The 19,128-nt window shown below is 55.4% G+C and carries 18 protein-coding genes and 1 pseudogene (1 of these 19 only partly in view); 8 read left to right on the top strand and 11 right to left on the bottom strand.

The features are described from left to right. Positions 1–109 (top strand): annotated as a pseudogene (locus tag ACFE7X_RS11600) (sigma 54-interacting transcriptional regulator) (it extends 1,409 nt beyond the left edge of the window). Positions 110–248: 139 nt separating this feature from the next. On the opposite strand, the gene ACFE7X_RS11605 reads toward ACFE7X_RS11600, so the two are convergent. Continuing rightward, the gene (locus tag ACFE7X_RS11605; protein ID WP_375435832.1) at positions 249–713 is read right to left on the bottom strand and encodes a peptidylprolyl isomerase; all 465 of its coding nucleotides are present in this window, start codon (positions 711–713) and stop codon (positions 249–251) included. A gap of 196 nt (positions 714–909) precedes the next feature. Here ACFE7X_RS11605 and ACFE7X_RS11610 point away from each other — a divergent pair, with 196 nt between their 5' ends. After that, positions 910–1,557 (top strand): fasciclin domain-containing protein, encoded by a 648-nt coding sequence (locus tag ACFE7X_RS11610; RefSeq protein ID WP_375435833.1) that lies wholly within the window; start codon positions 910–912, stop codon positions 1,555–1,557. 96 nt (positions 1,558–1,653) lie between these two features. On the opposite strand, the gene ACFE7X_RS11615 is transcribed toward ACFE7X_RS11610, so the two are convergent. From ACFE7X_RS11615 to ACFE7X_RS11635, 5 genes are all read right to left on the bottom strand, one after another. Continuing rightward, entirely contained in the window at positions 1,654–2,532 is an 879-nt protein-coding gene (locus ACFE7X_RS11615) for an NAD(P)-dependent oxidoreductase (protein ID WP_375435834.1), read from the bottom strand. Between the two features lie 121 nt (positions 2,533–2,653). Next, a complete protein-coding gene (gene rsgA, locus ACFE7X_RS11620) occupies positions 2,654–3,580 on the bottom strand; it encodes a ribosome small subunit-dependent GTPase A (protein ID WP_375435835.1) in 927 nt (308 codons plus the stop codon). 128 nt (positions 3,581–3,708) lie between these two features. Continuing rightward, entirely contained in the window at positions 3,709–4,944 is a 1,236-nt protein-coding gene (locus ACFE7X_RS11625) for a 3-deoxy-D-manno-octulosonic acid transferase (protein WP_375435836.1), read from the bottom strand. Between the two features lie 309 nt (positions 4,945–5,253). Beyond that, on the bottom strand, positions 5,254–5,886 hold the full coding sequence (locus tag ACFE7X_RS11630; RefSeq protein WP_375435837.1) for a peroxiredoxin: 633 nt from the start codon (positions 5,884–5,886) through the stop codon (positions 5,254–5,256). A gap of 204 nt (positions 5,887–6,090) precedes the next feature. Further along, on the bottom strand, positions 6,091–7,377 hold the full coding sequence (locus ACFE7X_RS11635) for an aspartate kinase (RefSeq protein ID WP_375435838.1): 1,287 nt from the start codon (positions 7,375–7,377) through the stop codon (positions 6,091–6,093). Positions 7,378–7,542: 165 nt separating this feature from the next. On the opposite strand from ACFE7X_RS11635, the gene fbp reads away from it, so the two are divergent. After that, positions 7,543–8,556, top strand: coding sequence for a class 1 fructose-bisphosphatase (gene fbp / locus ACFE7X_RS11640; RefSeq protein WP_375435839.1), 1,014 nt, complete (start codon positions 7,543–7,545; stop codon positions 8,554–8,556). A 79-nt stretch (positions 8,557–8,635) separates the two neighbouring features. Here the strand turns inward: fbp and ACFE7X_RS11645 are convergent, their stop codons facing one another. From ACFE7X_RS11645 to yihA, 3 genes are all read right to left on the bottom strand, one after another. After that, on the bottom strand, positions 8,636–9,151 hold the full coding sequence (locus ACFE7X_RS11645) for a DUF5606 domain-containing protein (RefSeq protein WP_375435840.1): 516 nt from the start codon (positions 9,149–9,151) through the stop codon (positions 8,636–8,638). A 31-nt stretch (positions 9,152–9,182) separates the two neighbouring features. Continuing rightward, entirely contained in the window at positions 9,183–9,653 is a 471-nt protein-coding gene (locus tag ACFE7X_RS11650) for an energy transducer TonB (RefSeq protein WP_375435841.1), read from the bottom strand. A gap of 73 nt (positions 9,654–9,726) precedes the next feature. Continuing rightward, positions 9,727–10,344: a ribosome biogenesis GTP-binding protein YihA/YsxC gene (yihA, locus tag ACFE7X_RS11655; RefSeq protein WP_375435842.1), complete on the bottom strand. Its 618-nt coding sequence runs from the start codon at positions 10,342–10,344 to the stop codon at positions 9,727–9,729. Between the two features lie 459 nt (positions 10,345–10,803). Between yihA and ACFE7X_RS11660 the strand changes: the two genes are divergently transcribed. The 4 genes from ACFE7X_RS11660 (at position 10,804) to ACFE7X_RS11675 (ending at position 15,521) form a co-directional block, all read left to right on the top strand. Continuing rightward, the gene (locus ACFE7X_RS11660) at positions 10,804–13,053 is read left to right on the top strand and encodes an OmpA family protein (protein WP_375435843.1); all 2,250 of its coding nucleotides are present in this window, start codon (positions 10,804–10,806) and stop codon (positions 13,051–13,053) included. Positions 13,054–13,181: 128 nt separating this feature from the next. Next, entirely contained in the window at positions 13,182–13,910 is a 729-nt protein-coding gene (gene ubiE / locus ACFE7X_RS11665) for a bifunctional demethylmenaquinone methyltransferase/2-methoxy-6-polyprenyl-1,4-benzoquinol methylase UbiE (RefSeq protein ID WP_375435844.1), read from the top strand. Then, positions 13,859–14,677: a porin family protein gene (locus tag ACFE7X_RS11670; protein ID WP_375435845.1), complete on the top strand. Its 819-nt coding sequence runs from the start codon at positions 13,859–13,861 to the stop codon at positions 14,675–14,677. Before ubiE ends, ACFE7X_RS11670 begins: the two co-directional genes overlap by 52 nt. 97 nt (positions 14,678–14,774) lie before the next feature. After that, the gene (locus tag ACFE7X_RS11675; RefSeq protein WP_375435846.1) at positions 14,775–15,521 is read left to right on the top strand and encodes an SDR family NAD(P)-dependent oxidoreductase; all 747 of its coding nucleotides are present in this window, start codon (positions 14,775–14,777) and stop codon (positions 15,519–15,521) included. A gap of 98 nt (positions 15,522–15,619) precedes the next feature. Here the strand turns inward: ACFE7X_RS11675 and ACFE7X_RS11680 are convergent, their stop codons facing one another. After that, positions 15,620–16,297 carry an alpha/beta hydrolase gene (locus ACFE7X_RS11680; RefSeq protein ID WP_375435847.1) on the bottom strand — a complete coding sequence of 226 codons (678 nt, stop codon included), beginning with the start codon at positions 16,295–16,297 and terminating at the stop codon, positions 15,620–15,622. Positions 16,298–16,400: 103 nt separating this feature from the next. Further along, positions 16,401–16,904 carry a cytidine deaminase gene (cdd, locus tag ACFE7X_RS11685; RefSeq protein WP_375435848.1) on the bottom strand — a complete coding sequence of 168 codons (504 nt, stop codon included), beginning with the start codon at positions 16,902–16,904 and terminating at the stop codon, positions 16,401–16,403. Positions 16,905–17,267: 363 nt separating this feature from the next. Here cdd and ACFE7X_RS11690 point away from each other — a divergent pair, with 363 nt between their 5' ends. Beyond that, on the top strand, positions 17,268–18,626 hold the full coding sequence (locus ACFE7X_RS11690; protein WP_375435849.1) for a saccharopine dehydrogenase family protein: 1,359 nt from the start codon (positions 17,268–17,270) through the stop codon (positions 18,624–18,626). Positions 18,627–19,128 lie beyond the last annotated feature (502 nt).

Genomic DNA, 19,128 nt, shown 5'->3' on the forward strand with positions numbered 1-19,128 from the left:
CGGCGCCCAGTTCAAGGATTTGCTTTCCTCGATGTTCACCATGCCGAGCTTCGGCGAAGATGACGACGAGGACGAAGACGAGAAGCCGCAGCGCGGCCGGAGACGCTAAATAGAAGTGGCCGCAAATAGATTTGGCAACCACCAGTGCCCCTTCTTTACATTGGAAGCGGTGCGCAACCAATACAAAAGCCCCGCATACTTTTTAGTATGCGGGGCTTTTGCGTTAGCGCTTGTATTGAAGCGGAAGCTTACGCAGCATCTTCGCTCACCACAATCTTCTGAATCTCGTCGTTGCCTTTGATTTGGTCGATGACTTCCAGGCCTTCCACCACTTTACCGAACACGGTATGGTTGCGGTCGAGGTGGGCGGTGTTCTGACGGTCGTGAACGATGAAGAACTGGCTGCCGCCGGTGTTGCGGCCGGCGTGGGCCATGCTCAGCACGCCGCGCTCATGGTATTGACGCTCGCCGGTTAGTTCGCAGTCGATTTTGTAGCCGGGGCCGCCGGTGCCAGGCATGCCTTTGGCGCCATCGCGCGAGTTAGGGCAGCCACCCTGAATCATAAAGTTGGGGATAACGCGGTGAAACTTCAGGCCGTCGTAGAAGCCTTTTTTCGCCAGGTCAGTGAAGTTCTTTACAGTGTTGGGAGCGTCTTGCTCGTAGAACTCCACTTTCATCACACCACGGTTGGTGTGGATTTCGGCAGTTTTCATGATTGTGGGAAACAGACAGATGGAACGAACACTTAGCCTCGCTAAGTGCCAGCCGACAAATGCCGGCCTCCTGCAAAGGTAGCTATTTTGAAATCCAAGAAACATCCGGTTGCTCGGGGAGTTTCGTAGCATATTTGTGTATTGCAAGCTAGCAAGCACGTTTTCCTGGTTTCAATTAACTTTCGTTCGGTATTTTATGAAGAATTCTCTGCGCACCACCTCTGTCGGTTTGTTGTCGGCTGGGCTGCTCACGTTTGGTATCAGCAGCTGCGGCGACAGCAAAACTGCGGAAACAGCCACGTCCACCACGCCCGCCACCGCTACCACTGTCGATTCGGCGGCACTGATGTCCGACTCGGCGCGCATGGCCAAACCAGATGGCGTGATGGTGGATGGGGTGGCCATGACGCCCGACAAAACCATCGTGCAGAATGCCGTGCAAGCCAGCAGCGTAACTACTCTAGTGAAGGCTGTGCAAGCCGCCGGCCTCGACGGCACGCTGAGTGGGGCTGGTCCGTTCACGGTTTTCGCCCCCAATAATGCCGCCTTCGACAAGCTACCCAAAGGGGCTCTTGATGGCTTGATGAAGCCGGAAAGCAAAGATAAGTTGAAAGGTGTGCTGACTTACCACGTTATTGCAGGCCGCCTGCTAGCGCAAGACCTCAGAGACGGTCAGCAACTAACAACGGTGAACGGTCAGAAATTGACGATCAGCGTGAAGGAAGGCAAAGTAATGGTAAGCAATGGCACCGATGCCCCCGCCGCCGTGCAAACTCCCGACGTTATATCCAGCAACGGCGTCACGCACATCATCGACGGGGTAGTGCTACCTAAAGAAGGATAAGCTTTCTTGTTTTCACTTACAAAAGAGCCCGGCTGTGAACAACAGCCGGGCTCTTTTGCTATCTGTAGCCCGAAGCTTCAAGCTTCGTATCAACAACTACAAGCCTGCGTTTTCCGCTACTCGCTCTGCGAAACCGGCCCAGTCCACCTCTTCCTTTTTGGCCATAGTTGCGGAAAGTTGATCGAAAATAATATTGGCGAAGGGCATCGGCACTACTTGAGTTCGAGCCTCATCGAGTACCAGGCGCAGGTCTTTGCGAATGATGGCGGGGGCAGCGCCAACGGGCTGGTAATGGCGCTCGGCCACCAGCTTGCCGTAGCTTTTGTAGATGGGCAGGTTGAAGAGCGTGCTCGTGAAAAACTCGTACACCTGCTGCCGGTCGAGGCCGCTTTTCTGGGCCAGCGTGAAAGCCTCGGCCATGGCTTCGATGGCGGCGCCAAGCATGAAGTTGCCGCACAGCTTGATGATGTTGGCGGCGCCGGGGTCGGGGCCGAAATCCTGGGCGCTGCCTTGCCCTAACACTTCCAGCACGGGCCGCAAGGTTTTCTTGGCGCCTTCGTCGCCGGCCATAATCAACCAGAGCTTAGCCGCCGCTGCCGCATCAGGCTTGCCAAATACCGGCGCTGCCACCAGGTGCGCCCCCTGCCGGGCGTGCTCTTCCGCCAACCGACGATTGGTGTCGGGCGCTACGGTGCTGCACGAGGCGTGAACGGCGCCTTGCATGAGGGCGGGCAACAACCCATCGGGGCCAGTGCATAAGGTTTGCAACGCTGCATCGTCGGTTACCATCGAGAAGACAATGGCAGCCTCTTGGACCGCCTCGGCGGGGGTGGCAGCTACCGTAGCGCCTAGTTTCGCTAGCGGCGCAGCTTTGCTGGCCGTGCGGTTATAAACGGTAAGCTCGTGGCCGGCTTTCAGCAGGTTGGTCGCCATGGCTTCTCCCATGTTGCCAAGGCCTAGAAATGCAATCTTCATAGCAGATGAAATGGTGAGCTAGTGAGTACGGAATTAAAAGCAGAATGTCAGGCCAAGGAGCCGAAGCAGCTCTACTGCTTGGTTTCTTGGCCTGACATTCTGCTTTTAGCGCTTTAGCACCTTACCGTCGGTTGTCGTCGGCTTCCAGCATGCTCACGTAGCTGTCGTAGCGCGGGAGGGCTATTTTACCTTTGTCCACGGCTTCGCGCACGGCGCAGCCGGGCTCGTGGGTGTGCTGGCAGTTGTGGTAGCGGCACTGATTGAGCAAGGCGCGCATTTCGGGGAAAAAGTGCGCTAGCTCCCCTGCCTTCACATCAACCAGGCCTAGCTCCTTGATGCCAGGCGTGTCGATGATGAACGTGCTAGGCCGTACTTCCAGCATCTCCGCAAACGTGGTGGTGTGTACACCCTTATCGGAAAACTCGCTGATTTCAGCGGTTTTAATGTCGAGGTCGGGTACCAAGGTGTTGATGAGCGTACTTTTGCCCACCCCCGAATGACCGGAAAGCAGCGTGGTGCGGCCTTCGAGTAAGTTGTCGATAGCCGCTATGCCCTCGCCGGTATGAGCCGAGCAGCGCAGACCAGGATAGCCGATCCGCTGATACATTGCCTGAATTTGGCCTTGGTAGTCGTTCAGGTCGTCGTCGTAGAGGTCGGTTTTATTGAAAATCAGCGTTACCGGGATGCTGTACGCTTCGGCCGTCACCAGAAACCGGTCGATAAAGCCGAACGAGGTGGCGGGGGAAGCCAGCGTCACGACCAGCATGGCCAAGTCGAGGTTGGCGGCCACGATGTGGGAATGTTCAGTTTTGTGCACCGAGCGGCGGATAATGTAGTTGCGGCGCGGCTCGATGTGGTGAATCACGCCCGCACCTTCCGTCTGCTCTTCCACCGTAAACTCCACCTGGTCGCCCACGGCCAGCGGGTTGCTTACTTTTAGGCCCTTCATCTTGAACTTGCCCCGCAGCCGGCACCGGTGCAACTGCCCCGTGCCTAGCTCACGCACCACGTACCACGAGCCCGTAGATTTAACGATGGTTCCGGTCATGGGAGCAAGCAAATAAGTGAATGAGGAAGTGATATTCAATGGTTTCGGTGGCTGCGGGCCTGCGGGAGCTACGTGCTTGCGTGAGGGCGGGAAGTAACTTGTGTTTCGCCATATGCTGCTTCCCGCCCTCACAAATTCGCCGCCACCCATTGCATGATGGTGTTGGTAGCGCCGCTGTGGTCGTGCACGTAGTCGAGGCTTAGGTCTTGTACGCTAAGGCGTAGTTCTTCGCGGTGAAAAAGGGGAGCAAAGGCTTTTTGTAGCTCCTCGGCCGACGTCACCGGAAAGGCACAACCGAGCGCGACTAAATCTTGCGCTTCCTTAAACTTGTGATACGTAGGGCCGAAAAACAGCGGCAAGCCAAAGGCCGCCGCCTCCAGCGTGTTGTGCAGCCCTTTGCCGAAAGCCCCGCCGATATACGCATAGTGGCCGAAACGGTACAACTGATTAAGCAGGCCTACATTATCGATAAGCAGCACCCGAGCTGCGGCTGCGGTGGCCGTATCGGTGCGGGAGTAGCGCACCACCCGCCCAGGCAGCGCTTCTTCCACCAAGCGCAGATTCGTTTCACTGATTTCATGGGGCGCCACAATGAAACGCATCTTTTCCTGGTACTTCTGCAACAGCGGCGTTAGAACCGGCAAATCTTCGGGCCAAGAACTACCGATGATGAATACCGGTGCCCAATCGTCGGTAAAAGCATCGAGGAGCGGCAGGGGCCGGGGCAGGGCCGCGGCCGTACGCACCACGGTATCGAAGCGGGTGTCGCCGGCCACACTGGCCTGGGATACCCCAATCGCCCCTAGCATCTCCACCGACGTCTGGTTCTGGACGAAGATGTGAGTGAACTCGCGCAACATCTGCCGGTGGAAGCCACCCCAGGGCCGAAAATACACTTGCTTGGGCCAGAAAATGGCCGATACGCAAATAGTAGGTACGCGCTGCTGCTTTAGTTCTTGCAAAAAGAAATGCCAGAACTCGTACTTCACAAAAACAGCCAGCCGGGGCCGCGCCGCCGCCACGAAAAGGCGAGCATTTTCGGCCGTATCCAGGGGAAGGTAGAAGATATAGGCCGCGCCCGGCCAGTTTTTGCGCACTTCGTAACCCGAAGCCGAAAAGAAAGTCAGCACTATTTTATCACTCGGGTACTGCTGCGCGTACGCCTCCATCAAGGGCCGGCCCTGCTCGAATTCGCCGAGTGAGGCGCAGTGAAACCAAGCGAGAGGAGCCGTCTCGGCTTGTAATGCCTGCTGAATGCGCGGCAGCAAGTTGCGCTGCCCTCGCACCCACTGTTTCGCCTTTAACACAAAGGGCGCCGCCAACCGCAACAACAGGGCGTACAGGCGCAAGGATACTATGTACAAGAAAAGCAAGTGTTGAGTTTCTGGTTGCTAGGTTCAGTCTCCGCTTTATAGGTGGTGCTGACAATACCAGCTTTCCACAAGCAGAAAGCCGCGCAAAAGTACGGCTAACAACCATTACTATGTTTCCGACAGGTAATCGCCGATTGCTAGCTGCCAAAAACCCGGTACTAGCTTATCCCAGAAACACGGAGTGTCGGCATGACAACCGTACTCCTGGGATAAGCTAGTACCGGGTTTTTGGTGGCTAGATAAGCTGAAAATCCTGACTACAAGGAATCTGTCTTTTGCCTCACTACAGAGAAGCCCGTTCTAGTGAAGTTTACCGAGATACTTGGCTAGGCCCTCACGGGTGGGCGGCAATGCCTGATGACCCGCTTGCCAACCGGCCGGACATACTTCGCCTTTCACTTCGAAATGTTGCAGCGCGTCCACCATGCGCAACGCTTCTTCTACGCTCCGGCCCAGCGGCCCATCATTCACTACCTGATGCCGAACAATACCGTCTCGGTCGATCAGAAACAGGCCCCGGTACGCCAAGGGAATCCCAACGAACACCATTTCGCCGGCCTCATTGTAGTCGTAGCGGCCCCCAAGTACATCGTAGTTGGCCGAAATAGTTTTGCTCGCATCCGCTACCAGCGGGTACGTAATGCCCATAATACCCCCTTCTTCGCGCGGGGTTTGCAGCCAGGCCAAGTGCGTATAGCGCGTATCGGTGGAGCAGCCCACAATGGCCACTCCTTTTGCTTCAAAATCAGCTAGTCGTTCCTGAAAAGCAAGTATTTCGGTGGGGCAAACGAAAGCGAAATCAGCTGAATAAAAGAAAAAGATAACGTGCTTTTTGCCCAGGTAACGGTCGAGCGAGAAATCTTCCTCGAACTCGCCATTGATAATGGCAGGAGCCTTAAATGAGGGAGCCCGCTTGCCTACAAGAACTGCCATGTTGCTGAAATTTAAATGGTTGGGGTTGAGAAGATGATGGATAGCAGGTGAGCAGGTAGTAATTAGTCAGGCAAGAAGCAAGGAGGTGGATGCAAAACGTTTATCCACTGCTACCGGCCTCTTACCTGCTACCCTCAGCAAGCCCCTTGCTATACGGTCCTCCACAAAAGAGTTGGGCCGACCCCAGCGCCCGCTATTGTTCTGTTACGAAGCGCGGCGGCAAATAAATTGAAAAGTCTGGCGGGTGCGCTGCTCCAGGAGCAAATCGCGGCCCGTAGTGAGACGCTGAAGGCTGGCCGCATCGTAGTTCTTGATGGTGTACAGCTCCAGGTCGGTGTTGTAGTGAATTGTGAACTGCTCGCGCAGGGCAGTCAGCAGCTTATCGAGCCGATAGGAAGAAAAGTCGGTGCAGACGGAAAAGCTGATGGCCGAGTTCTGCATCAGGTTGATTTTCAGCCGGACCTGCGCCAGCGCTCCGAATATTACCTCTAGGTTTTCCTCGGAAATAAAAGTGAGGTCCTTGGATTCAAACGAAATCAAGCACTGGTTGACCTTGCGAATGAAGGCTGGTACGAGCAGCCCGTGCCGACAATCGTGAATCTTGGTGCCCTCGGCTGTGGCATCCACAAACGACTTCACGTACAACGGAATCTGGCGCACAGCCAGCGGCTTGATGGTTTTGGGGTGAATAACCGAAGCCCCGTAGTACGCCATTTCAATGGTTTCCTGGTAGCTGATTTCCGGGTAGCGCACCGTATCCTCGAAAATCTTGGGGTCGGCATTCAGTAAGCCCGCCACGTCTTTCCAGATAGTCACCGATTCGGCTCCGAGGCAATACGCGAAAATAGCCGCCGTATAATCGGAGCCCTCCCGGCCGAGAGTGGTGGTGTAGCCGCTAGCCGTGCCGCCCAAAAAGCCCTGCGTCACGACGGGGCCGTAGGTAAGCAGTGGGGGCATGGCCGCCGTTAGATTGCGCTCCGTAGTAGGCCAGTCTACGCGGCCTTCGCGCCAGGTGTGGTCGGTGCGAAGCAGGGGGCGGCAGTCCAGCCACTGAGCGCCCAGGGCGCTGGCCACAATCCGGGTGGCCAAAAGCTCACCGAAGCTTACTACTTGGTCGTACTGCTTGTCGAACTCATCCGTGGTGAGGGTAGCCAGCCGGTCACCGAGCTGCTCTAGCAGTTGCTCTAAGCTCGGTTCGTCGTCCGTCGTGTTGGCTGCCTTGCCGTCATGGTGGGGCAGCAGTTCGCGCGCAACAGAGCGGTGAAACTCGGTCAGTTGCGCCAGAAGGGCAGTATACTCCTGGCCGGTGTAGGCTAGTTGAAAAATTTCTTCCAGCGCATTGGTGGTTTTGCCCATTGCCGACACCACAATTAACAGCAACCCGTTGGTGCCGTGCTGGCGCACGATGCCACCAAGGTTGTTGATGGCAGCGGCATCTTTCACCGAAGCGCCACCGAACTTGTAAATCCTGAGAGGTTGAGAGTGCTGCATGGCTTCAAATGTAGGAAATGGCGCTCTGTCCGCTTCTGATGCAGTTCGGCGCCTTTAGGGCCTCTCCAATTCTTCTGCCTTCGCCAGAGCGAAATTTCGCTTTTTCAACCCCGAAAAAGAGTTTAATTTTGAGCACACCCCGACCTTTCATCTTCCTGATCCTATATGAATCAACACGACAAGCTGGCGCTGCCCGTTGGCACCACCCTGGACCGCTTTATCATGCGGAAGCAGGAGGATTTTCCTTACGCAACTGGAGAGCTTTCCCAACTGCTCCGCGATATTGCTTTGGCCACCAAAATCGTGAACCGCGAAATCAACCGCTCTGGCCTCATTGATATTGCCGGAGCCTATGGCAACCGCAACGTGCAGGGCGAAGACCAGCAAAAGCTCGATGTTATTGCCAACATCCGTTTCATTCGGGCGTTGCGCAATGGGGGCGAGGTGTGTACCATTATCAGTGAGGAAGACGAAGAAGTTATTCAGACCGGCAACGTGCAGGGCAAGTACATTGTGGCTATTGACCCACTCGATGGCTCTTCCAACATCGACGTAAACGTGAGTATCGGCACCATCTTCAGCATCTACCGGCGCGTGTCGCCGACGGGCACGGAAGGTAGCTTGGCCGACTGCTTGCAAACCGGTACCAACCAAGTGGCGGCTGGCTATGTTATCTATGGCTCCAGCACCATGATGGTGTATACCACCGGCAATGGCGTAAACGGCTTCACTTACGAGCCTTCCTTGGGCGAATTTTTCCTTTCGCACCCGCAGATTATCACGCCCAAAACCGGCAATGTGTATTCTGTGAACGAGGGCAGCTCCGAATCTTTCTCACCAGGTGTAGCGGCCTTTGTCGCGCACTGCAAGCAAGACAACTTCTCGGCCCGCTACATAGGCTCCCTAGTTGCCGATTTTCACCGCAACCTGCTTAAAGGCGGCATCTATATTTATCCGCCCACCAGCAAATCGCCAGATGGCAAATTGCGCCTCATGTATGAGTGCAACCCACTAGCCTTCATTGTGGAGCAAGCCGGTGGCAAGTCCAGCAACGGCCACATGCGCACCATGGAAATTCGGCCGCAGGATATGCACGCCCGTTGCCCGCTCTTTATTGGTTCGCAGGAACTGGTAGAGCGAGCCGAAGAATTTCTGGCGCAGGAGCAACAGGTTAGCTAGGAGCTAAATCCCAATAAAAAGCCCGCCCGGAGCATATCCGAGCGGGCTTTTTGCATGACGTTAAAAACAAGGCTAACGGCTACTCGTTCGTAGCTGCCGCGTTGCTTGGGGTTTCTTCGGTAGCGGCAGCAGCGGGTTGGTCGGCAGCAACGGTCACTGCTGCGGTGTCTTCGGTTGATTCTTCCGTTTCGGTGGCGGGCGCCTGGTATTCCAATGTGCCACTCACCGCCTGATACCACTGCACCAGCTTCTTGATATCCGACATATAAACCCGGTCTCGGTCGTAATCAGGAACGATTTCGCCCATGAAGGCCGTCAGCTCCCGGTCGTCGGATTTGCTGTTGACGGCTAGCTCGGTGCCGTATTTCAAATGAATTCGGTCGAAAACTTCCGTCAGGGGTACGGTTTGGTCGTAGTCCTGGGTGTAGATGGAAATTTCCTGGAGCAACGATACTTTGTTGCGGGCGGAGGCCACTGAACGGGCGGCACGCGCATCCAGGCTTTCAATAATAACCCCGGCGCGGGTAGGCTTCACGAGGCGGTACAGACCGGGCATTCCGCTGATAGCGGCAATCTCCTTGAGGTCGTAGGGCATAAGTACAGAACAGTTGTTGGAAAAGGCAAAGTTACTCAGTCGCGGCGGCTTGACCCGGTGCCGGCAATTTAAACACGATTGGCAAGCTGGTTAACACGGCGTAATCGGGCTTCTTGAATTGCAAGAGCCGCACCACGCGTAGAGCTTCCTCGCCAAGGCCGCCGCCAATATTCTTTGTAACCAACTTCACGTTCTCTAGTGTGCCATTGGTGGTTAGCGTGAAGCTAACCACGCAGGTGCCCTGAATGCGGTTGCGCTTGGCTAGAATGGGGTATTTCTTTTCTTTCTCAATGAAAGCATACATGGCATCCTGACCCCCCTCGTAGTACTCGGCCACCGGAATGGCCTTGTTGACACCGCCAACCTGGTGTTGCGGGGCGGCTGGGGTGGCAGGTGCAGTTTCCGGAACTGGACCAATGGACTTAGGTTTGGTCGTTTGCGCAAAAACAGAGGCGGAGCCGGTAACAAGAGCCAGTGCTAGCGCAAAAGTGATTTTTTTCATGGGGGTGGAATCAGGAAATACAAAGAAGCAAAGCGACAATGCCGCCCGCAGTCGTGGCAATTTCAGGGCCAATTTAGGCATTCTGCTGAGCTTCGGCCAGCTGTCGATTTACATTCTCGATGAAAGCCAACAGTTCGTCGCGGCCCGTTTTTTCCTCTGCCGACGTAATAAAATGTTGTGGTACCTCGTCCCAGTTTTCCGACATCTTTTTCATGTACTCGGCTACTTGGAGTTGGGTCCGGCTGTTCGATTGTTTGTCGGCTTTTGTAAATGCCATTACAAAAGGAATTCCTTCTGTGCCGAGCATTTCCATAAATTCCAAGTCGACAGTTTGCGCCGGATGACGCGAATCAATCAAGACAAATACGCAAGCTAGATTAGGCCGCTGCCGCAAATAAAAATTAATCATTCGGGTCCACGCTACCCGGTTCACTTTACTGGTTTTGGCGTAGCCATACCCCGGTAAATCCACTAAATACCACTCCTTGTTAATAAGGAAATGATTAATTAGCTGCGTTTTGCCGGGGAGCGAGGAGGTCTTGGCTAAACCTCGCCGCTCGGTGAGCATATTAATAAGCGACGATTTACCTACGTTGGAACGACCGATAAACGCATATTCGGGGAGAGTAGGCGCCGGGCATTGATCGACCCGCGTGTTACTCATCAAGAATTCAGCTTCACGAATTTGCATGGAACAGTACAACTGGTTTATGTACAAAGATAAGAGGTTAGAATGCCAAAGGCCGAGAATATAAATTTTCAGCTAGAACCATTGCTATATCTGAAGCCCGTCTATATTTGCGCGTTACTAGTATTCTTTAATTGCAAAACAGGTTTAACTCTTGTGTCTGCATAAATCTAAATTTATAAATACTTGAGAAGTAGTTGGATGAGGTCAAGGCCGTATTATAAAATTTCTATCTTTGCCCGCAAATTGCTTTGTACTGCGCAAACAACTAAAAAGCATTAATCTCTAAAAAGAGTTCTTCTCAGAACTTTGTAATAGCGAAAAATAACATTCGACTTAACCCTAAAATGGGTTTTCAGTATAACGAGGCAACTCAACTAAAACCGGCTTGGCCATTATTTGCGCCCGCAGTTTTCTCTCCAAACTCCTCCGCATCTCCTTATTCTTCAAACCCCTCCAACAATGAACAACTTAGTCAGAAGGTTATTGAAAGCCTCTTGCGCTTTCGCTCTGGCGGCTGCCGTGGCCCAGCCCACGCTAGCTCAGAGCACGCGCAAGCAGCTCAAGACCGCAAATAAGTTCTTCGAGCAAGAGAACTATCGGGCCTCTATCCCTTTCTATGAGCAAGTGTTGGCTAAGGAGCCCAACAATCCCCTAGCCTTGTTCCGGGCTGGTATTTCTTACATGTCGTTTGATAAGGAGAAAGCCAGTGACTATATCTACAAAGCCCAGAAGCTGAAGCCAAAGGTTTCGAAGGACGTGGAATATTGGCTCGGCCGCGTCGACCACTTGAACTACAATTTCGATGAGGCCATTGCGCACTTTCAGGCCTACAACGTTACGCTCAAGCCCAAAGACACGCGCAAAGCCGAGCTGGCACAGTTGATCCAGCACTCGAAGAACGCCAAGGTGCAGTTCAACAGCCCCAAGGATATCTTCGTGAAGAACCTCGGACCTACGGTAAACACACCGTACGCCGAGCACAGCCCTGTTATCTCGGCCGACGATAAGTTGCTGCTCTTCACCTCGCGCGGCGAAAACGTAACGGGTGCTGGTAACCCAGACGGTAAAAAAGGCGGCAACCTAGCCACCGACGGCGAGTACTACGAAGACATCTTCGAAACCAAGCGCATCGACGACGAAAACTGGGATAAACCTCGTTCCCTAAGCGGGGTGCTCAACGGCAAAGGCCACGATGCTTCCACCCAACTCTTCGACAATGACAGCAAGCTACTCATGTATCGCCAGGACGAGAACGGTGACATCTTCTACTCGGAGAAGTCGGGCGGTGATTGGACGGCGCCTAAGAAGTTAAATCAGAACGTCAACTCGAAAGCATTCGAGTCGGATGCCTTTATTACGCCAGACGGCCTCGCAATCTATTTCTCGACCGGTAAGTACTCGGAAGACGGCTCGCTCGATATTTACTATTCCACCCGGCAAGCCGGTGGGGACTGGGGGCCCGCCAAGTCGATGGGCACGGCCATCAACACCAAGTACGACGACGACAGCCCGTACCTGAGCCGCGACGGCAAAACGCTTTATTTCTCGTCGCGCGGCCACAACACTATGGGGGGCTATGACATCTTTAAGTCGGAGTACGATTCGATAGCAAAGAGATGGGGCCGCCCCGAAAACATGGGCTATCCAGTGAATACGCCCGATGACGACACTTACTACCGCTTGAGCCCCGATGGCAGCTATGCCTACCTATCGTCGTACCGCATTGGGGGCTACGGGGAAAAGGACATTTACACCATCAACTACATCAAGAACGCTACCATCCGCGGCCGGGTGTTTTCCTTGCGCGACAGCACCGTAATTCCGGGGGTAGAATTGGTATTCAGCGGCACGCAGGCCGATAAAACGGCGCTCAGCTACCGCGACGTAACCAAGCCTCTGACCGGTGATTACCAAGTGAGCGTGCTTTCAGGGCGTTCGTACCAAGTAGCAGTAACCAAGGATGGGACGAACATTATCACGGAAGAATTTGCCGTACCGATTTCAACCAACGATTCAACCGTTGTAGAAAAGAACTTCTACGTGCCGTACGTCGATACTACGTCGCAGGTGGCATTCAAGAACATCTACTTCGATACCGACAAGTATAAGCTGCGGCCTGAGTCGATTACGGAATTGCAAAGCATCAGCTCGATCTTGCAAGCCAACCCTGGTGTCAATATTTCTATCGAAGGCCACTGCGACTCGCGCAACACCGACGAATACAACATCGTGCTGGGCCAGAACCGCGCCGATGTCGCCTACAACTACCTAAAGAAATCGGGTATTGCCGAGACTCGCATGGTAACGGTAAGCTACGGGGAGCGTCGTCCGGCGGCGGCCAACGATTCGCCGGAGAACATGCAGCTTAACCGCCGCGTGGAGTTCCGCCCGATTGTGAAGGAAGGCGAAGCAGCTCCAGTGCTAACCCCAGGGGTCGCCCCTGCCACCACCTCGACCACGGGTGCAGGCACCAGTACCTCATCGGCTCCGGGCGCTGCTATGCCGCTACAGCCAGGCAAAAGCAAGGCGAAGCTAGCCGACGGCACCAAAGTGAAAACCAAGGTGGACGAGGACAGCGACAAAGTGAAGGTGAAAACCAAAGGGGCTAACGACGAAAAGAGCAAGACCATCACCAAAGACGGTACCATCGATTCGAAGGCGAAAGATGCTACCGGCGAGAAAGTCAAAGTGAAGACCGACAACGACTAAGCTGTCGGATCGAGCCTACAAAGCGGGCCGGGCTCTATGCCTGGCCCGCTTTTTTTCAACATAATGGCTTGTCAGACGTTATGTTTGGGCAATTTTGCCCCCGAATCCTCGTTGTTTGCCCCAGACTCATGGCCGTAGTACCTTACAAAGACGACACCGCTGGCAAGAAGTCCCAGGTAGCCCACATGTTTAACAGCATTGCCGGCAAATACGACTTCCTGAATCACTTTTTGAGCGCCGGCACCGATATTTACTGGCGGCGCAAAGCGGTGGGCGAACTGAAGGCCCTGCGGCCGGCCCGCATCCTTGATATTGCCACCGGTACGGCTGACTTTGCCATCGAAACTCTGCGTGCTGCCTCGGCTGATGCGCACGTAACGGGCGTTGATATTTCGGAAGGCATGCTGGCCGTTGGCCGGCGTAAGCTGCAAGAAAAGGGCCTGACGCACCGGATTCAGTTAGAGCAAGGCGATTCGGAAAACCTGCCGTATCCCGACAACCACTTCGATGCCGTTACGGCCTCGTTTGGCGTGCGCAACTTCGAGAACCTGACCAAAGGCTTGGCCGAGATGCGGCGGGTGCTGCGGCCGGGGGGGAAGCTGGTAATTCTGGAGTTTTCCAAACCCACCGCATTTCCTCTCAAACAAGCATATAATTTCTATTTTCAGCGGGTGCTTCCCGTCTTCGGCAAGATGATTTCCAAAGACAACTCCGCGTATACTTACCTGCCCGAATCGGTGCAGGCCTTTCCGGACGGTCAGGCTTTTCTGGCTATCCTCCGGGAAGTCGGCTTCATTACTCCCGCATGGCAACCCCTCACGTTCGGCATCAGCTCCATCTACACCGCTCACAAGTAAGCCGCTTCGCGCTACTGATTTTCTTGGCTTTGGCTACCTCCCTCGGGGCACAGGCCCAACGCAAAAGCAAATCGAGCGCCAGCCGTGCCAAGAATGGGCGGGTGAAATCCATTACCGTAAACAACCTACCCGGCTACGACGACAAGTGGTTTCACCCTGGTTTCTACATTGCACCGCACTTTTCGCGCTTCAAGGTTGAGCAGTCGCCGGCTTACATCCAGAATCTGAATACCAACCGGGGCTTGTCGGTTAATGCGCTGAATGGCCCCGGCTTCTCGGTGGGCTTCGTGGGTGACGTACGGCTAGCCGACTATTTCAACCTGCGGTTTGCGCCGGGGGTGAGCTTTATCACGCGTCAGCTGGAATTTAAACCAGCGGGCTATACCCCCGCTAACACGGACGAACCTACCGAACTGCTGACCCAGGAAATTGGGTCGACGCAAGCGGATTTTCCGTTGCTGCTGAAGTTTCATTCGGAGCGGCGGCGCAACACACGGGTGTACGTAGTGGCAGGAGTGAAACCGAGCGTAAACGTAGGCAACCGCCGCAGGGACCGGGAGCGAAACTTCATCACGACGGATAACACGGACGTGGCCATTGAGTATGGCGTGGGAATGGACTTGTTCTACCCGTTCTTTAAGTTTGCGCCAGAACTGCGTTTTTCGCACGGCCTCAAAAACCTATATCTACCCGAGAACAACATCTACAGCAACAGCCTGCAAAGATTGCGCAGCAACACCGTAACGCTGTATCTGACATTTGAGTAAGGTTTATTGGTTGATTGTTGAGTGATTGGTCGTTCGACAAGTACAGACATACAGAACGACCAACCATTTAACTATTCAACAATCAACTATTAAATTCATGCAAACTGCTTTTATTACGGGCGCTTCGTCGGGTATAGGTCGGGCTACGGCGGTGGCGCTGAGCAAGGCTGGGTTTCAGCTGGTTGTAACAGGACGGCGGCGGGAGCGGCTCGAAGAACTAGCGCAGGAACTATCGTCCGTGCCGGTGCATATTCTTGTGTTTGACGTGCGCGACCAAGCGGCGGTGGAAGCTGCCGTAGCAAGTTTGCCAACTGAGTTTGCCGAGGTAGACATACTCATCAACAATGCTGGCAACGCGCACGGGTTGTCTTCCATCCAAGACGGCGACCCCGCGGATTGGGATGCTATGCTGGACAGCAATGTGAAAGGCCTGCTCTACGTGAGCCGGGCTCTGCTGCCTGCTATGACGCGCCGCAAAAAGGGCCACATCATCAACATCGGCTCTATTGCCGGCCACGAGACGTACGCTAACGGCAACGTGTACTGCGCCTCGAAAGCGGCCGTAGCGGCTCTCTCAAAAGGCATGCGCCTGGACTTGCTGCCCCATCACATTCGGGTAGCGGAGGTCAATCCCGGTGCCGTGGAAACCGAGTTTTCGCAGGTGCGCTTTAAAGGCGACAACGACCGGGCGGCCAGCGTCTATCAGGGATTTGAACCCTTGCAGGCCGAGGATATAGCCGACGTAATCCAGTTCATGGCAACCCGCCCGGCCCGCGTCAACATTGCGGAAGTACTGATTCTGCCCGCCGCGCAAGGGGCTGCTACCGTGATTCGCAAGGAGTAGAATGCCGCTTCGTATTCACTTACCCAAAAGCCCTGCCAAGCAGGGTTTTTTGTGGATTCCAAGATCCAGGCAGATGATGACCGTGAAGAGAGGAGAACTTAGATGGCGGCACCTTGGGCGTGAAGCTGCCGGAGTACGTTGGCATCCAGAGTGTGCTTGCCAGCAAAGCTTACTACCTCGGGCTCGACCCCCAGGCCCCGAAGGAACTGGCGTTGTTGGTCGAGGTCAGCAGGTTTGATAAACTCGTCTTCGGCGCCGCAAACGAGGGTAACGGGCAGCTTGCGCATCAGCTGCGTGGCGATTGTGAAATCCATATCGGGCGGAAAGGCCCCGGCCCACAGAACAAGCCGCGCCGGACGGAAATGGGCCCGGGTCAGCCAGCGGCTCACCGTCGCCGCTCCTTGCGAAAAGCCAAGGACGGTAACGGGTACTCCCCGCGGCACTTCGGCTAACACCCTGTCAGCGAGATGATTGAGGTAGCCGACGTAATCTTCGATTTCCGAAAGTCGGTCTTCCCGCGTCATCCAGGTGGCGCCAATGCGGCCCTGCCCATGATTGGGACCTTGCAAATAGAAGCGCGACAAACCTTCCGGGGCTACTACTACCAACGTAGGATCGGCTGTGGAAAGAGCAGCAAAGTGGCGGATGAAATACGCCGCCAATTGCCCGTAACCGTGGCACACAAACCACACCTGCCGGGTACGAGCCGTCAACTCGCCTAATTGAAAGTAACGCGCTGATCGGGTAACGGGTAGGTGGTGCTCCTGCGCGGACATGAGAAAGTAGCAGCGTTGGCTAGGAAAGCGTAACCGCCTGTTGCCGGGTACGAGCGTTTACTCGCTCGGTCGGCAAGGCTGTTCCGGGTTCTAATGGATTCGGCTATACTTCGGGCACTCTTTGCTTAGGTAAATCAGCCGCAGAAAAGCCGAAGGGAAGCAGGTCGTTAAGGCTGCGGAACCGGTAAATGCTGCTATCGGGGCCGGGCAACAGCAGCGGAATAGGTTGCTGCTGGCGGTGTTCGTATTCGGCCATCACCTGGCGGCAGGCCCCGCAGCTGGTCACGGCCACAAAGTCGCCGGAGGCAGGGCGGGCGGCTACGGCCATGCCTATAATGCGCCGGTCGGGCTGGGTGGCCGCTAAGCCAAACAGAGCGGTGCGTTCGGCACAAAGGCCGGATGGGAAAGCAGCGTTTTCCTGGTTGGTGCCTCGAAAAATGGTGCCATCATCAAGCAGCAATGCTGCGCCCACATGGAAGTGGGAGTAGGGCGCATAGGCATGGTCGGTGGCGGCGCGGGCAGCTTGCCAGGTGGCGGCTTCGGCAGGAGTAAGGTCGGCTTCAGTAAGAACCTCGACGTCGATGGTGAGGCGGAGCGGATGGGCCATTGCGTAGGCGGAAAGAAAAGCGGTTCCGGTACGGTGGCCGGCCCCGGTGGCGGAAGGGGCGGTGAATGTACTACAATTATCAATGAGTGTACACACGGCAGTGTGCTGTTACGGAGCACAGGAAATATCGTCTGTGACGAGCAGCCAGAGAATACCGGATGGTCTTCACTCGTACCAGCTTGCGTTGCTCGCGCACCGGGCCCGCGCCCAACGTCTCCTTCCGTTGTGGCGCTGGGTTAAGGAAGTTTCGTTAGAATTGGCCTCGAATGCAGAGTAAAGTACCAACATCCTGTTTGTTCTGTTCCCGGCGCCGCACCCGCTAGTAGTGCTACGCTGTTACTTGTTGCTTGCTAACTGATTTCCATGACTCGTCTTCTCTTATTGGGAGCTGGCCGTTCGGCTACCTCGCTGATCCAGTACTTGTTACGCCACGCCACCTCGGAAAATTGGTTTCTCACCGTGGCTGATATGAATCCGGCGCACTTGGTGCCCGTGCTGGCCGCTCACACCGAACACGCCCATGCCGTGTCGTTTGATATACTAGACGAAGCTCACCTCGGGGAGCTGGTAGCCCAGGCGGATGTCGTGATTTCCATGCTGCCGGCGCAGTTCCATGCGCCCGTGGCGCGAGCTTGCGTGCAGCACCGGCGGCACTTAGTTACGGCTAGCTACGTGAACCCAGAGGTGCGGGCGCTGGAAAATGACGCGCAAGCCGCTGGCATTACTATAGTGATGGAGTGCGGCCTCGATCCCGGCTTGGATCATATGTCGGCCATGGCCGTACTTGAGCGGGTGCGGGCGCAGGGCGGTCATATTACGTCGTTTCACTCGTATTGCGGTGGGCTGCTGGCCCCCGACTCGGAGGGCGATAATCCGTGGAAGTACAAGTTCACCTGGAACCCCCGCAACGTGGTATTGGCGGGCCAGGGTACCGCCAAATACCTCGAAAATGGGCATCCGCGCTTTATTCCGTACCAGCGCCTGTTTGCGCATCCGACTACCATAGAAGTGCCGGGCTACGGAGCTTTCGAGGGCTACGCCAACCGCGACTCGCTTAGCTACCGCGCGCCCTATGGCCTCAACCACGTGCCAACTATAGTGCGGGGCACCCTGCGCCGCCCCGGCTACTGCGCCGCCTGGGATGCGCTAGTGCGCCTAGGATTAACCGACGATTCGGGACGCCTGGGCAACCCTTTGGATATGACCTGGCGCGAGCTGGTAGAAGCGTATCTGCCGGTTTCGGTGCCGCGGGCCGCCACCGAAACGGAACTGGCCATGCGGTGCGCCGACTACCTCGGCCTGCATTTCGCCGGCCCCGAAATGCAGCGACTCCAATGGCTTGGCCTCTTCACCGACCAAGCGGTAAACCAAGCCGATGCTACGCCCGCCCAGCTGCTGGAGCGCCTTTTATCCAAGAAATGGCAGCTTGAGCCCACTGACCACGACATGATTGTGATGCAGCACCTGTTCACCTACGAGTTAGCGGGCCAGCGGCACCACCTAACAGCTTCGTTGGTAGTGCTCGGCGACGATGCCACGCACACGGCTATGGCTAAAACGGTCGGGCTACCCGTGGGTATGGCGGTGCGACGTCTGGTTCGGGGTGAAATAACGCAGCATGGTATCGTCATTCCCACCCACCCCGCCTTGTACGAACCCATCCTGGCCGAACTAGCCACCGACTACAACATTCAATTCGTGGAAAAGGACACGGTTTTGTAGGGTAAATGCTTGGCTAGGAAACTCAAGCAAGGTTGTCGTTTCGGGGCAGGAGGAAGCTGGCCTACCCCGTTAAATGGTTGACTTAGATTCCTTCTGCCTCGGAACGACAACTAGTTTAAAACTAGATTCTCGCATGAAGTCGTACTTGCTGTTGCGTTGGCGGGTGATAGGTCGGCAACTGGCCGAGCTGGGCTGGTGACGAATGCTGTTGTTAAGTTCCTTGCTGCTAGTTGCCATTGGCAGGGGACTGGTGCTTCTTTCAAGCACCGAACGGCGCAGTGGCCGGTGCCCTTGCTGGTGGGTGCTGCGTCTAAGTAAGATTCGTTGAACAACAGAGGCTGGCGCTAGAGCGTCAGCCTCTGTTTGTGTAATAGCAACGAGTAGCTGTACTCACAGCGCTAGGTAAAATGGCCCGAGCAGTGCTTTGAACGCCGCGGAATATTCTTCGCCTTCTGTTACCAATAGTTCCCGTTGCAACACGGGCTGCGGCTGTCTGCTGAAG

It is taken from the genome of uncultured Hymenobacter sp. (assembly GCF_964242765.1).
Lineage (GTDB): Bacteria > Bacteroidota > Bacteroidia > Cytophagales > Hymenobacteraceae > Hymenobacter.

Excerpts from the sequence above, each read along its gene's own strand:
- ACFE7X_RS11605 (WP_375435832.1), bottom strand. The coding sequence starts at position 713 with ATGAAAACTGCCGAAATCCACACCAACCGTGGTGTGATGAAAGTGGAG.
- ACFE7X_RS11610 (WP_375435833.1), top strand. The coding sequence starts at position 910 with ATGAAGAATTCTCTGCGCACCACCTCTGTCGGTTTGTTGTCGGCTGGG.
- ACFE7X_RS11615 (WP_375435834.1), bottom strand. The coding sequence starts at position 2,532 with ATGAAGATTGCATTTCTAGGCCTTGGCAACATGGGAGAAGCCATGGCG.
- rsgA (WP_375435835.1), bottom strand. The coding sequence starts at position 3,580 with ATGACCGGAACCATCGTTAAATCTACGGGCTCGTGGTACGTGGTGCGT.
- ACFE7X_RS11630 (WP_375435837.1), bottom strand. The coding sequence starts at position 5,886 with ATGGCAGTTCTTGTAGGCAAGCGGGCTCCCTCATTTAAGGCTCCTGCC.
- ACFE7X_RS11635 (WP_375435838.1), bottom strand. The coding sequence starts at position 7,377 with ATGCAGCACTCTCAACCTCTCAGGATTTACAAGTTCGGTGGCGCTTCG.
- fbp (WP_375435839.1), top strand. The coding sequence starts at position 7,543 with ATGAATCAACACGACAAGCTGGCGCTGCCCGTTGGCACCACCCTGGAC.
- ACFE7X_RS11645 (WP_375435840.1), bottom strand. The coding sequence starts at position 9,151 with ATGCCCTACGACCTCAAGGAGATTGCCGCTATCAGCGGAATGCCCGGT.
- ACFE7X_RS11650 (WP_375435841.1), bottom strand. The coding sequence starts at position 9,653 with ATGAAAAAAATCACTTTTGCGCTAGCACTGGCTCTTGTTACCGGCTCC.
- yihA (WP_375435842.1), bottom strand. The coding sequence starts at position 10,344 with ATGCAAATTCGTGAAGCTGAATTCTTGATGAGTAACACGCGGGTCGAT.
- ACFE7X_RS11660 (WP_375435843.1), top strand. The coding sequence starts at position 10,804 with ATGAACAACTTAGTCAGAAGGTTATTGAAAGCCTCTTGCGCTTTCGCT.
- ubiE (WP_375435844.1), top strand. The coding sequence starts at position 13,182 with ATGGCCGTAGTACCTTACAAAGACGACACCGCTGGCAAGAAGTCCCAG.
- ACFE7X_RS11670 (WP_375435845.1), top strand. The coding sequence starts at position 13,859 with ATGGCAACCCCTCACGTTCGGCATCAGCTCCATCTACACCGCTCACAA.
- ACFE7X_RS11675 (WP_375435846.1), top strand. The coding sequence starts at position 14,775 with ATGCAAACTGCTTTTATTACGGGCGCTTCGTCGGGTATAGGTCGGGCT.
- ACFE7X_RS11680 (WP_375435847.1), bottom strand. The coding sequence starts at position 16,297 with ATGTCCGCGCAGGAGCACCACCTACCCGTTACCCGATCAGCGCGTTAC.
- cdd (WP_375435848.1), bottom strand. The coding sequence starts at position 16,904 with ATGGCCCATCCGCTCCGCCTCACCATCGACGTCGAGGTTCTTACTGAA.
- ACFE7X_RS11690 (WP_375435849.1), top strand. The coding sequence starts at position 17,268 with ATGACTCGTCTTCTCTTATTGGGAGCTGGCCGTTCGGCTACCTCGCTG.